Origin of the sequence: Streptomyces sp. NPDC013187, assembly GCF_042899705.1 — a bacterium.
Classification (GTDB): Bacteria; Actinomycetota; Actinomycetes; order Streptomycetales; family Streptomycetaceae; genus Streptomyces; species Streptomyces hawaiiensis_A.
The window spans coordinates 63,131-76,413 of record NZ_JBIBAF010000027.1 but is presented as its reverse complement, the minus strand read 5'-3'; the positions used below and the strand labels follow the sequence as shown (position 1 = coordinate 76,413).

The following is a 13,283-nucleotide window of genomic DNA, read 5'->3' as shown; positions in this document are numbered from 1 at the left end:
CGCGAACCGACAAGCTCGCGATCGCCTACCAGGCCGCACTCCACCTCGCGGGCATCCTCATCTGGACCCGACCCTGACCAAAGAGACAGAACCTAAGCCGCGGCGTTCGGCAGAAGCACCGCATGTGCCGGACCATGCCCTTGGTTCTGAGATGGTACGGACATACGAAGCCAGCTGTTCCGCCGAGTGTTGTCGTTGGCCCGGCGCCGGTCTCAAGACCGCGGCATCCGGTGCCTGTCAGGCGGAGTGCAGGTCCGCGTTCGGGCCTGTGGCTGGGGCAGCTGCCAGAACACCTCATCGGTGACCCGGTTGTGCTGCCACGCGCCCAAGGTGCCCGTGGCCACCAGCCGGTCGAGGAGTTCTCCGGTCTGCTGAGGGGAGTGCCCGCACAGCCGGGCGAGGACGTCCATGTCGGTGCTGCGCTCGGCCTTGGTGGGGGAGTGGGAGGCCAGTAGGAGAGCGGCCAGCCGCAGGGCAGGCGCTGCAGCCGGCAGGGTCAACGGCGCAGGGCGCAGTGCCCAGTGAGCGGCGCGGCAGCCAGCGGGCCGACCAGCGGCCCATCGCCCTGCATCCCACGGAACTGGCTGCCACGCAGGTGTCCGAAGCCTGCCGCTGGCACCTCAGCAGCGGCATCGCCTACCCACACGGTGACGGCAGCCCGTGGTGTCGCATCCCGCACGCCGTGCTCTGCCCGCGCCGCACCTCCCTGTGCCGAACCGGCCCTCACCTCGAGGCGCTCCGCCGCCAGCTCGCCGTCCGCACCCGCCGCCTGACCGACAGCGGCTCCTTCACCCCCACACCGGCTACCGCCAGCACGCAGGCCGCGGACTCCGACTCCGACGTCGGCAGCTTGGCCCGGCCCGTCGTGCAGTTGCTGCTGTGCCGCTACCTCGCTGAGCACCCGGTCGAAGACAACCGATGCGTGGCCCAGACCCGCCACCGCCACCGCTGCACCCACCCCGTCCTCGCCCCCACCGCACCCGGGGGAGATCGACAAGGCCGATCCCCAGAACCCCACCGGGAGCTGGTTCACCGCCGAGCGCCTCGAGAAGGCCCTTAACGTCACGCTCAACTCAGTGGTGTTTCGCTCAGCCGGGCAGGATCTGACCACTGCTGGCACCTACATCGAGATGAGCTCCCGCTTGATCGAGGCCGTTCTTCTGGGCCTGGCGGTCCTGGCCGTCCGTAACCGCGTCAAACGCTGAGTTCCTCGGCGCCTGGTCCTTGGAACATCCATTTCTCATCATGGTGTCCCATCGGCCGCATCGACATTCGCACCCCACCCGCGACCGGGCACACCAAGACGGCCGCTGCTGTCCGCCCAACGAGCCGCCAGCCCCGCTGGGCACGGAATAGGCCAGCAGGATCGGTGACAGCGTTCTTACCGGCACCCCGACAAGCCAACTGGGCACCCACCCACGACATACGACGCCGTACGGCCCGGCATACCCCGCTGCAGAGAAAGCGCGCTGCGTTTGGGCCGGCCTGAGGACTGGTTCGCTGCGAGCGGCTACTCAAGGAAGGTGGGGCTGCCCCAGTCCAGGAGGGTCGGATCGCGGAAGTCGTGCAAGGCCTCGGCAATTTCAGCTCCGATCCCGCGGTCTTCGAACCGGCGTGCGAGGTTGTGCCATGAGCCCTGGAAAGCGCACAGTGCTGTTTCGAAGGCATCGGCGAAGCCGTTGCCGTCGGCCAGCTCGCAGGCCAGGAGTGCACCGAAGACGACGGCCGCGCCCCCAGGCACCGGCCACAGGTGCCCGACGACGGCCTGTCCGGGGCTGGTGACGGAACGGGCCAGGCCGAAATCGTCATACGGCCCTTGGGCGTTGGCTGCCGCGCTGTCGCAGGTGTTGAGGACCAGCAGGCGACGCTCGGCCGTGGACGGCACAACAGCGCCAGCCAACTCCTGCAGAGGCACCTGCTCACTCGAGCTGAGCAGGATCGAGGACTCGTCCGGGGCGAGCATCGGGTGCCGGCCGTGTGCGGCCACCCAGATCACGTCGTAGTCATCCTGCCGGTAGGCGGCCAGGAAGCTGGACCGGCTCACCTCGTCAGGGCCCACGACATCGCACCGGATCCCGGCGTAGGAGAACACCGCCGCCAGCACCTCTGCCTCGGCTCGCGTGAAGGGGGCCTGGCCACACCACAGCTGAACCGATCTCACGGGCCGGTCCGGCAGCGGCTGGCGCAGGCTGACGGCCAGCGGCAGGACCGGCCCCTGCCGCCGTGCCAGCAAGGCTTGTACCGGTATCAGAGACGGCAGCAGGGAGACGAACGCATCCGCCTTTTCCGCGCGGGCGTAGTCCGCCAGGTCCGCGGTGTCGAGATAGTCCTCCAGGGCCGCTTCGAGTTCCGGGGCGTATGCATCATGCTTGCACCCGGTGGCAGGCGTCGTCAGTGCAGAATCGTGCAATCCCTTCGTGACCAGGCTGCGCCCCAGAGCGGCGTTCATGGCCGCAGTCAGCCGCACCAGCGGCGCATCGTCCCCGCCTGCGGGCGCTGTCCCAGGCCTGAACCAGCCGCGTCCGCCGGCGGCAAGGACCACACACCGATTGCGGCGCCGCTGGTCGGGCGCGACACCATGCCAGATGGACAACCACTGCATCAGCCGATCGTGATCGCCTTCCTGCAGCAGCGTATGCAGCATCGGCCCGGACATGGACAGCAGAGTGCCCCGATCGCGTGACAACTGTGCCGTATCCTGCTCCCGCTCCACCAGCGCGGCCACAGCCTGCAGCTGGGACACAACGCCGGGGAAATACGCGGCCCGCTCGCCAGGGTCCATCCTCACCGCGGTGATGGTCTTCAAAGACAGCGCCGTGTACGGATTCAGGTCCAGACGGTCCAGCGCCCACCGGGCGATCACGGCAGGCTCGCGGTGCGTGACCGACGGCTGCGCACCGGCCAGCAGGACGGCCAGGGCACCAGCCAGGGGGGAACCGGGGCGCGCATACAGATACGCTTCCAGTTCGTGGCCCAGCGCGCAGGCCTCCTTACACCGTTGGTGCCCCATCAGGTAGGTCAGCAAATGCGCGGCCGCCTCCACCCTCTGCTCAGGCCCCTGGACGAGACGATCTCCGCACAGAGTGAGAACGACCGGGCTGAGCTGCCCGGCCAGTTCGTCGGCCGACTGGGCGGTGTTGTTCAGGTAGAACAGCACCGGCGCCAGCATGATCAGTGCCGCCTGCGCCGCCACATCGAACGCCTCGTCACGCAGCGCTCCGTCCAGCGGTGCCAGGTCGATCTCGGTGTCACCTGCGTCCGCCGCCACCGGGGGGCCGAACGCACTGTGCAGCCATCGCCACATGGCGAGCGGCTGCGCATGCTCAAACCCATAGCGTGCCGGAACCCAGCACACCATCATGGCCAGCACGACCCTCGCCGGCCCCGGTACGCCTGGATGGGACTTCTCAAGCCCCTGGATGTCCTCCAGCAGTGCCATCGTGAACTGCTCCAGGGAGTGTTCCGATGTGCTCAGCTGCCTCTGCACCTGCTGCAGCAGCACCGCCACGCCCACGAGCGAGCGCGGCTCGCCGAGCGCTTCAGCGTCCATTTCCACCCCGGCGGGGAGCCGCATGGAGGCAGACGGAAACAACTCGTCCAACCGCACTGGATCCCCCCACTCGCACCTGCGGCCGGCCACAGATCCGCCCACCGGGGCGGCAGCCGCATCACATCCTCTCACTCAGTTCGGCAACCGAGGCAGCAAGCGGACAACCGTGAGGAGACACCCCCCTTCCTGCGCGGGCCAGGCCGCAGGCTCCCGGCGCACACCACTCCACCAGAGCCGGCTCCTCGAACTCGTCTCAGCAGCAGCGAACTCGGACCGTCAACGGAGAAACAGCACGCCGAACCACCGGCATCCGACACGACCTCGGCCCACGACGCTGACGCTTCTCAGCGCCCTGCCCTGCCTAGCCGATCCCGCCTGATGTGCCAGTCGGCCATGGGAGGCAGAACGTGCGGCAGTTGCTCGAGTGCCGGTGGTGTACTGCCGAGCCGCACAAGAGCGGCTGCCAGCCGATTCATGTGGCCGGTGCTGAGGATCATGTCTCCGTCAAGGTAGCCTCGCAGGGCCTTACTGGCGATGCCCGCGTGCCTAGCCAGCAGGGGAAGGAAGGGCCGCCCGTAGAACCGGTGGAGGGCCCGGAGATCGGTTATGAGCAGGTGGCGGTCCACCTGAACGGCACGCTGTCGCGGCCACGCTGAACGGGGCGGCTTGGCCCACTGCGCATACACAGACTGATTCACCGCAGCGGTGTTGCCCGGGCCTGTCGCGCCGCGGTCAGGCCCTGCCGACAAAGCTGTCAGACGTGCACGTTCGCGAGCGGCATCCAGACGGCGTCGCGGACTGGTCGAGGTTCGCTCCAGAAGGTCGAGCCACTCGATTTTCTCGGCGATGGTGCCCACCCGGCAACCTTGCAGGAAGGCCAGCAGCCCGCGCACGGTGACCGGCTGGAAACCGGAGGCCATGGCCGCAAGAGTGGTGTGCGAATAGCCCGTCGCCCTGGCCATCGCCCTGAACGACACGGAACGGTAGGCACGCAGCCCCGACAGCCAGTGCGGGAGAGCCTTGAGGCCCGCAGCTTTGGACGGGGGTGTCAGCTTGCCTGTGGTGTCCCACCGCGCCCAGGTACCGCGCCACGCCAGGCAAGGGTCGGCACCGGCGTGAGTATGAGCGTGCCCGGTGGAGGGGACGACTCGGGGGAGGGCCCCCCGAGTGGCGGCTTCCCGTCGGGCCAGCCACGGTGTGACGTCGAGTTCGCCGCACGCCTGGACGAATGCGGTCACCGTCTTCTCGGTGGGCACCTTCGTGCCGCTTTGAGCGCTGGAGAGCGTTCCCACCGACAGCCCGCACAAGTCCGACAGGTGCGCCATCGTGAGCCCGGAGCGCTCCCGCAGGGACCGCAAATCGGCGGCGAGCATAACGCAGGGAAGGTCGCTTTGGTCGGGGAGTTTCTTGCTGGGGCGGGCCATGGCGGCTCACCTCCCTTCCTTTCGCAGGGCATGGTGCGGGACCGGCGAACCGGTCCCGCACCAACGATCAGCGCAGGCGCTGCTGCAACTCGACCGCGACCACGGAGCCGGCGGCGACCGCAGCGACGGCCATCTGGGCAGAGCAGCCGGCGAAGATCAGCAGCGCGATGGCCACCAGCACCAGCACCAGCACCAGCGCCAGCGCCAAGGCGCCGTCACCGCCGGTATGCCCACTCGCCTCCCGCCGCAGGACGTCTCCGGGCCACCGCCGGCCGGCACCGCTCGCCCATACACCGCACAGGACAGGGCATGTATTCATAGGTCTCTCCTTCTTACGTCGTCGTGTAGCAGGTGGGAGCCCGCCGCACGGATCGTGACCCGGACTGTCAGCCCGAAGGTGACCGTTTGACGCCGGTCACCAGTCGATGCAGGCAATCATCGTCAGCCGCACTGACACTGAGGGGATGATCTGCCAGAACCTGAAAAACCCGAGGAAACGTTGTTCAGGAAACGGTGCCTAAGGATCGTTCTGAACAACCAACTATGGCCACGAAAGAGCAGCTCAGAAGCCCTGCCGGCCGGAAAGCGGTCGCACCGCTAGTTGGTAGTTACCCCGCGGACGAGGAGAATCGGCTCCCAGCGTGGGTGGAGTGTGAACAACACCCGGCACGCCAGGGCTCTTTACGTCTATGACCCGGACTAAGACCCCGCTTGGCGGTGGGCTGTTGACGCAGCAGCCGCAGACCGGGTGGCGGCACAGCCGCCACCCGGGCACCGGCCCGAGCCGCGCGTACCCGGCGCTGGACGCCTCTAGTACTGCAACGGTGCTTGCCGTGACTGATGGCCAGGTCGGTAGTTGGTGTGGTTATGGGTGGGGACCTTGCTGATGTCAGGCTGTGGGCGGGTGAACTGCACGCTGTGCATGAGCGGTTCGTGCACCGGTTCAGCAGATCGGAGCCCCGGGAGTCGGCACTTGCTTACATGCAGGGCCTGATCTTCCGCTGCAGCGGAAGAACGGTTGGACGCTGGCGGAGGAAGCCGGCCACGCGGGCCCGGACCGGATCCACCGGATGTTGAACCGGATCGAGTGGGACGCCGATGAGGTGCTCGACGACGTGCGTCAGTACGTGGTCGACAACCTCGGCGACCCCGACGCCGTCCTGGTCGTGGACGACACGGGCTTTCTGAAGAAGGGGACGCGGTCGGCCGGGGTGCAGCGGCAGTACTCCGGCACCGCGGGGCGAACGGAGAATTGCCAGGTCGGCGTCTTCCTCGCCTATGCCACCGACCGCGGGCGGACACTGATCGACCGGCGTTTGTATCTGCCCACGTCCTGGACCGATGACCGGGAAAGGTGCCGCCGGGCCGGCATCGACGACGAGGTCGCCTTCGAGACCAAGGTGGCCATGGCCAAGGCGATGGTCCGCCGCGCCATCACGGACAAGATCCCGTTTCGCTGGGTGACCGCGGACGCCGCCTACGGGTTCAGCAAAGGCTGGCGGTCGGAGCTGGAGCGGGTGGACGTCTTCCACGTCATGGCCACCACCCGGCACGACACCGTGGTCACCCGCTGGGCGATCGACCATCCCGTCCACGACCTGTTCAACGGCCTTGCCCGGCAGAAATGGAAGCGCCGTTCCTGCGGCACCGGGGCCCACGGCCTGCGGATCTACGACTGGGCACGTGTGGAAGTACGGCCCTGGCATCGGCCCGACCGCCGCCACTGGGTCATCGCCCGCCGCAGCGTCGCCCGCCCGCAAGAGATCTCCTACTACATCGCCTACTGCCCCGCCGGGACCACGTTGGACGACCTGATCCGCATCGCGGGCAGCCGATGGGCCATCGAGGAATGCTTCCAAAGCGCCAAGCAGGAATGCGGCCTGGACGACTATCAGGTTCGCCGCTATCCCGGGTGGCACCGCCGCATGACCCTCGCCATGGCCGCCCACGCCTGCCTGACCGTCCTGCGAGCCCGCGAGCTGGATGCCGGAAAAGCAGAAACGGATCCTCCCAGCTCATCCACCTCAGCCTCGCCGAGATACGACGGCTGATCACCCGCCTAGCCGACCGCCGATCCGCACCCGTCGAGCACATCCGCGTGCAGGAGCTCTCGCACCAACTTGCGCATCGCCTTCGGGGACCCGGTGTCCCCGCGGCGCTGCAGCGTCGCCAGCAGCGTCCGCACCCGGTCGGCTGCCCGCCGCGCGCGGGGGTCTTGTTGTTTGGCCAGCTTCGCCGCGGCCTCCGCTTGCAGCTGCTCCGCGTAGGCCTGCTGTTGTTCCGCGAGGTATCGGGCCGCCAGGTCGACAGTGGTGATCTCGGTGGCGGTGCGGTCGTGGCTCGCGGTCGCGTTGACGCGCGCCAGCAGCTGACGGACCTGCACCGTGTCGCGCGCGGCGAGGATGTCCTCCATGCGGGAGAAGAGCTCTCGCCGCACCTGGGTCTGGTCCTCCAGCCAGCGTTCCGCGTCCGCAACGGCGGCCGCCAGCTGGTCCTGGAGCTCCCCCTCCACGCCGGTCAGATCGGCGATGTCGCGGCGCACCTGGGTGACCACGAGGACGGATTCCACCCTCATGGCGTTGGTCAGCTTGCGCAGCAGCACCTGCGCTCGCGCGCGGGCGTCCGGGGCCTTCCTGGCCTTGGCCACACCCCACTGGGAGACGGGCAGAGTGCTGCGGGAGCGCACGATCTGCTCCACGGCCGGCGTCGACAGACCGCGCTCCGTCATCTCGCAGTCGTCCAGCGCGAACCACTCGGTTTCCCGGGCAAACGCCTCGGTGCCGATACTGACCTTGCGGGCGGTGCCGTCGCTGTCCAGCCGGATGCGGTGGACGTACCAGCGGTCGATCAGAGTGTCCCGGTCCACCGGCACCGACACCCCGAGCACCGGCTCACGGCCCTCGTGGTCCCACGCGGGCGGCACCGCCTGGTCCAAGTGCACGCGCAGCCCGCCGCGGGGGAACCGGATGTCCACCCACCGAGCCGATCGGAACCCCGTCCGGCTGGACGAACGCGAAGTCGGCCTGCATGTCCCCGGTCACGGAGCCAGGCGGCGGCGGCCGACTTCACATACAGGTGGTCGGCACTGTTGACCCCGCGGGCACGGCGGCCGCACAGGTGCGGATGCCCGTTGGGGGCCCGGGTGGTGGGCAAAGTGACAGACCCGGTCGGTGTACAGCTTGGTGGTCAGCTGAAGGCCGCAGCCTCCGAGCAGCAGCCCGCACCAGAACGTGTCGTGCTCGTGATGGCGGCGGAAGGCGTCCAGCTCGATCGCCTCCAGCGGCAGCATCAGCGGATCCTCCGAGTCCGCGCCGCCCAGGACCGCCGTCTGGATCTGCCGCCTATCACCGCGCACGAAACCCCACCCTTCATCCCAAGTCATCGTCCCACCAGCGGCTTTGGCCTCACAGCCAATCGGCCAGTTCAAACCATCAGCCGCAGTGAGCCAGCCCGGCAGGCCACGGTCCGCGGGGGCGGGCCGTAAGCCCAAACGGGAGATACGGCGGTTACCGACCGCCCAGGCGAATCTGTCCCGATCAGGCCGTCGAAGCCAACGCTGCGGTGGCTGAACGGGGTCTTGTACGCAGCCGCCCCAGTGCCTCGACAAGCCACAGGCTGCAAACCCGCGCCGCCTGGGTCCCTTGAGCGTCAGGATTCCGCGCCTCCTTGAGGGCAGAAGGGTTCGCGCCGACCCTGCTCGTGCTTCGCCTCGCGCTCGGCGCTGACGCCGCGCGAACCCCACCGACAAGCCCGCCAAGCCGTCGGTCAAGTAGACGCATCGGCGCCCGGGGCTGGGGGAATACGTGAACTCAGCCCCGGGGAAATTCGTGAACGTCCACACCAGGACAGGCCGCAGGATGTCGAAGGTGTCGGAGACGGTGGCGTCGCGCGGGTCGTCGTCGACGAAGGCCTGAGCGAAGAGCTCGTCCGAGGCGCACCCCTGTCAGCCGGTGGCCGAGGGCAAGACGCTCGCTTCCGGTTCGCTCTCAGGGACCAGGAGGAGGTGCTGGGCGGGGGTGTCGGCACAGGACTGGGCTATTGCCACGGCTGTCGCGGCCTTATCCGTACCCGAGATGCCGACGCACTGCCCGTCTGCGGACCGTAGCTGATAGGCCTTGGGGGTCCTTTCAGAATGCTCTTTTCTTGCGGACACGCCAACTCGTCATTGTTTCAGGCCCGTTGCCTGCTCAACTACTGGTTCGAGCTACAGCGGCAGACGTAGCATGCGTAGGTAAAGCGTCCCGCACTGACCCATCCGAGGCGGTGGTCGGTGCGAAGCCCGGCGCCCGTTCGAACCTGCGGAGGGAACCACGATGTTACGAATGACCCGACGAGCAGCCATGCTCGCAGCCATCCCGGCCGCACTCACCATCGGCGTGGCTGCCCCAACCAGCGCGGCTACGGCGGCCCCGGAGGCCCTGGTCGCCACGTCCCGTCCGCTTGCTGGAGACGGGCATCCCTCCGAAACCCTGAGAGACGTGCGCAGGGTTTGCACGGCGTTCTCCCTGGAGGAGTCCCACTACATCGACGTGGATGCCAGCAGCACGCGGGCGGTTTTGGTCTACCAGCATCCGCACTGCTTGGACACCCCGACCCAGGTGGATCCGGGCCAGGTGAAGACCCAAGAGCTGGAGGACGGCCCGTGGCGCTGGTACAGGACGACGGCATTCTGAGGCGTGGGCGGTTGAAGTAGGCGACAAACTCGCGTGGGGCGGGTGAGGAACCGGCTACCGCCCGCGGCGCAGGGTGACCGGTTGTGTCGAACACCGCCGCCTGCACAGCCGCTGCTCACTGCATCCTTCCGCGTCCGGCAGTAGCAGAGCAGTTCACTGGGCGGTGGGCCGATGGCTCAGTGAGGCCCCTGTCCCGCATAGGGCTCCTCTTGGCGCGTCAAGGCGGCGACCCGTGGAACCCGTGGGTTCATCACTGCCTGGGGCCTTGCGGAGTCAGTGGTGCGGGCCGGCCGGCTCCTATGCCGGCCGGCCCGCACGTTCACGCCGTGTCTATGGATTCAGGCGTTCAGGCGGTGTTCAGGGTGAGTCCGTAGTGCCGCAGCGCGTCGTCCAGGGGTTGGAAGTAGGAGGATCCCGGGGCGTTGACGCTGCCGTTGCAGCGCTGGCTCGAGGGGCCTCCGGAGGTCATGCCCTGGGCCTGGTTGCCGGAGATGTAGGCGCCGCCGCTGTCGCCGCCTTGTGTGCATACCGAGGAGCTGGCCAGGCCGGTGACGATGGTGTTGGGCCCGCCGTTGGGGTCGGAGTAGGTGACGGTCACGTTGTAGGAGTTGACCCGGCCGCAGGTCCAGAAGGTGGTGCGGCCCGACTTGCAGAGGGTGGATCCGGAGGCCGCGCGCCTGCTGCCGAGCACGGTGGGATCGGCAGCCCTGCCGTACGTGCCGACCACGGTGGATATCGTGTTGCCCGCGTCGAGACGGGCGATGCCCATGTCGACACTGCGGCTGCCCATCGCGAAGCGGGTGTTGATGCCCTGGGCGAAGCGGGTCCCCTGGTAGGAGAGGACTGGGAGGTCTTCTATGCAGTGCCCGGCGGTGACCAGGTACTGGCGGCCCGCGGAGTCGCGGGCGCCGTAACCGACGGAACAGACGAAACCGTTGAAGGCCATCTCCGCGCCCGGCTTGATGGTGGCCTGTGGTACCAGGTCCTGTTGGTCCGTCAGGATACGAACGGCGTCTCCGTGTGCCCGTGCCACGCGGAGGAAGGCCCGGGCCGAGGCGTTGTCACCGTCGTGGACCTTTACCGTGACGGTGTCCGTGGCGAGGTCGACCTCCCAGGAACTCACCCCGGTAGGGGTTGCGTTGAGTGCCCTGGCATCCAGCTCGGCCTTGACCTTGTTCAGCTCATCCTCACCATGGCGGACCGTGCGTGCCCGCAGTCCGGCGCCTTCCAGCTCTCGGACCGCCTGCCGACCGTCAGCGTTGACGACGAGGTCTCCGTTCATGTCGAAGAACGAACCGTCCGTCGCGACACCCTGACGTTCCAGAGAGGAGAGGGTGCCCTGTTGCCTGGTTTCGTGGTCGAGCCTGTCCACTGCCGCCTGTTCGCTCACACCGAGCGAGGCAGCCAAGGCGCTGATCATGGCCGCGTCGTAATGCGTGCCGGGAGAGTCGGCCGCCTGTGCGCCGGAGACGACGGTGGCGGAGGAGAGCAGTACGGCGGCGGTGAGTGCTGCGAGCCTTATCCGGGAGATACGCAAAGGCACCGCCGTGTCCCGGGCCCTCGGACTCGGACCGGACGACCCCAAGCAGTTCCTGTACGACGGCCTGACGCTGCGCCCGGAACACCGCGCCGACTGACCCTCCCCGCTTCCCGCGGCCGCGCCCGGCCCCGGCATCCAGCAGTGACGTCCAGGTGCCGCCGGTCGTGCGCGCAGCCGGCGGGACCGCCGGGGACGCATCTCGTCAGTGCGGAGCGCAGGCGTGGGTCCCACCCGCCCGTCGTTTAATCCTCAAGGACAGGGGCAGTCGAACGCTACCTGACAGTGATCGAGTTCGACTTTCTCGGGGCCGCCCTGCGCAAACAACAAGGACGACCCCGAGACAACCAAGTTCGCGGCGCAGGTTGCCGCGCTGTATACCAACCGCCATCTTTCATGGATTACGACGGACAGGAGATGACCGATTCCAGCGACGTGCAACGCACGAAGGCCCCACACGCGAAGGGCGCGGGGTTTCCTGACAGACACACAGACCGGAATGCGAACCACCCTTGGGACGGTTGCTCCGTGATCGCTCGTCTCAGATCGCTCACGTCCCGGTGGACGTCGTTGGTGCCGGCGCTGGCGGTCGTCCTGCTGGTTGCCACGTGGGGACGGGACCTGCCCGGCGCGGTCGTCGCCGTGGTGACGCTGGTCCTCGCGGGGGCTGTCCTGTCCGCTGTACACCATGCCGAAGTGGTCGCCCACCGGGTCGGTGAACCGTTCGGCTCGCTCGTCCTCGCGGTTGCCGTGACGATCATCGAGGTCGCCCTGATCGTGACCCTGATGGCGGACGGTGGGGGCAAAAGTTCCACCCTCGCCCGGGACACGGTCTTCGCCGCCGTGATGATCACCTGCAATGGCATCGTCGGCCTGTGCCTGCTGGCCGCCTCTCTGCGGCACCGGACGGCGGTGTTCAATCCCGAGGGTACCGGGGCGGCGCTCGCGACCGTCGCCACCCTGGCCACGCTCAGCCTGGTGCTGCCAACGTTCACCACGAGCAAGCCGGGCCCGGAGTTCTCCACCGTGCAGCTGACGTTCGCCGCGGTTTCCTCGCTGGTCCTGTACGGCCTGTTCGTGGCGACCCAGACCGTGCGGCACCGTGACTACTTCCTCCCTGTCAGCCGACAGGGCGACGTGATCACTGCCGACGACCACGCCGACACCCCCTCTGCCCGCACCGCACTGGTCAGCCTCGGGCTGCTGGGCCTGGCGCTGATCGGCGTCGTGGGTCTGGCCAAAGGAGTGTCGCCCACCATCGAGTCTGGGGTGGCGGCCGCCGATCTGCCGCACGCCGTCGTCGGCGTGATCATCGCCATGCTGGTGCTGCTTCCCGAGACGATCGCCGCAGTGCGCTCCGCCCGCCGCGACCGCGTGCAGACCAGCCTGAACCTCGCGCTCGGCTCGGCGATGGCCAGCATTGGCCTGACCATCCCGGCGGTCGCCGTGGCCTCCGTCTGGCTCTCCGGCCCGCTCGTCCTCGGCCTCGATCCCACCCACATGGTGCTTCTCGCGCTGACGGTGGTGGTGAGCGCGCTGACGGTGGTGCCAGGCCGAGCGACGCCACTGCAGGGCGGCGTTCACCTGGTGCTGTTCGCGGCGTATCTGGAGCTCGCGATCAATCCGTAGCCGCCGTATCCGAATTGACTGGAACGGTCGCGTGTGAATTCGCATGCGACTGTGTCTGTCTGGGGCGAGGGAAGTCGGTGACGTGGTGCAGGGCGGGGCATCATTGGCCGGTCGGTGGAGGAGCGGTACGTAGGTGTTCGCTCCCTGGCGGCGCGTGCGAAGGCTCCGCCCGGTGGCGGCACTTCGACAACAGGGACGGCTTCCCACTACTGCACGACCACAGCCCTTCTCACTGGCGGAGGCCCTGGTTGAGGTGGCCGATGCCGTTGTGACGGCCTCCCTGGTGGAATGTCCCACCCTTGCCCAGCGTGGCCACGTGGTACTTCGTGACGTCGCGTTCACTCCACTGAACAACGCGGCTCGGCAGCTGGCCGTCGTCGAGTGAGGCACCCCCACTCGGCGCCGTCCGAAGTGGCTGAGCACGAAAGGCGTGTCGCGCGTGCGGTCGCGGAGTTAGCCCTCCACGCCTA

9 protein-coding genes and 2 pseudogenes are annotated in these 13,283 nt (G+C 68.2%); 5 read left to right on the top strand and 6 right to left on the bottom strand.

Annotated features, from left to right (window positions below; genetic code table 11):
* Positions 1-212: 212 nt before the first annotated feature.
* Positions 213-500 (bottom strand): hypothetical protein, encoded by a 288-nt coding sequence (locus ACFY5B_RS37795; protein ID WP_389979212.1) that lies wholly within the window; start codon positions 498-500, stop codon positions 213-215.
* A 14-nt stretch (positions 501-514) separates the two neighbouring features.
* Here ACFY5B_RS37795 and ACFY5B_RS37790 point away from each other — a divergent pair, with 14 nt between their 5' ends.
* Both ACFY5B_RS37790 and ACFY5B_RS37785 read left to right on the top strand, forming a co-directional pair.
* Positions 515-1,060 carry a DUF6083 domain-containing protein gene (locus tag ACFY5B_RS37790; protein WP_389979209.1) on the top strand — a complete coding sequence of 182 codons (546 nt, stop codon included), beginning with the start codon at positions 515-517 and terminating at the stop codon, positions 1,058-1,060.
* Positions 987-1,205 (top strand): annotated as a pseudogene (locus tag ACFY5B_RS37785) (hypothetical protein); the annotation flags it as partial. The gene ACFY5B_RS37790 and the pseudogene ACFY5B_RS37785, both read left to right, overlap by 74 nt.
* Positions 1,206-1,510: 305 nt before the next feature.
* Here the strand turns inward: ACFY5B_RS37785 and ACFY5B_RS37780 are convergent.
* From ACFY5B_RS37780 to ACFY5B_RS37770, 3 genes are all read right to left on the bottom strand, one after another.
* Positions 1,511-3,550 (bottom strand): CHAT domain-containing protein, encoded by a 2,040-nt coding sequence (locus ACFY5B_RS37780; protein WP_389979207.1) that lies wholly within the window; start codon positions 3,548-3,550, stop codon positions 1,511-1,513.
* Positions 3,551-3,894: 344 nt separating this feature from the next.
* Positions 3,895-4,974: a helix-turn-helix domain-containing protein gene (locus ACFY5B_RS37775; protein WP_389979205.1), complete on the bottom strand. Its 1,080-nt coding sequence runs from the start codon at positions 4,972-4,974 to the stop codon at positions 3,895-3,897.
* A 67-nt stretch (positions 4,975-5,041) separates the two neighbouring features.
* A complete protein-coding gene (locus ACFY5B_RS37770) occupies positions 5,042-5,293 on the bottom strand; it encodes a hypothetical protein (RefSeq protein WP_389979203.1) in 252 nt (83 codons plus the stop codon).
* A 548-nt stretch (positions 5,294-5,841) separates the two neighbouring features.
* Here ACFY5B_RS37770 and ACFY5B_RS37765 point away from each other — a divergent pair.
* A pseudogene (locus tag ACFY5B_RS37765) lies at positions 5,842-7,025 on the top strand (IS701 family transposase).
* An 8-nt stretch (positions 7,026-7,033) separates the two neighbouring features.
* Here the strand turns inward: ACFY5B_RS37765 and ACFY5B_RS37760 are convergent.
* Complete coding sequence (locus ACFY5B_RS37760; protein ID WP_389979201.1) at positions 7,034-7,948, bottom strand: hypothetical protein; 915 nt, start codon at positions 7,946-7,948, stop codon at positions 7,034-7,036.
* A 1,348-nt stretch (positions 7,949-9,296) separates the two neighbouring features.
* On the opposite strand from ACFY5B_RS37760, the gene ACFY5B_RS37755 reads away from it, so the two are divergent.
* Positions 9,297-9,647, top strand: coding sequence for a hypothetical protein (locus tag ACFY5B_RS37755; protein WP_389979199.1), 351 nt, complete (start codon positions 9,297-9,299; stop codon positions 9,645-9,647).
* A gap of 346 nt (positions 9,648-9,993) precedes the next feature.
* Here ACFY5B_RS37755 and ACFY5B_RS37750 read toward each other — a convergent pair whose 3' ends face one another.
* Complete coding sequence (locus tag ACFY5B_RS37750; RefSeq protein ID WP_389979218.1) at positions 9,994-11,184, bottom strand: S1 family peptidase; 1,191 nt, start codon at positions 11,182-11,184, stop codon at positions 9,994-9,996.
* A gap of 528 nt (positions 11,185-11,712) precedes the next feature.
* On the opposite strand from ACFY5B_RS37750, the gene ACFY5B_RS37745 reads away from it, so the two are divergent.
* Positions 11,713-12,813, top strand: a complete 1,101-nt coding sequence (locus ACFY5B_RS37745; protein ID WP_389979196.1) for a calcium:proton antiporter — start codon at positions 11,713-11,715, stop codon at positions 12,811-12,813.
* Positions 12,814-13,283 lie beyond the last annotated feature (470 nt).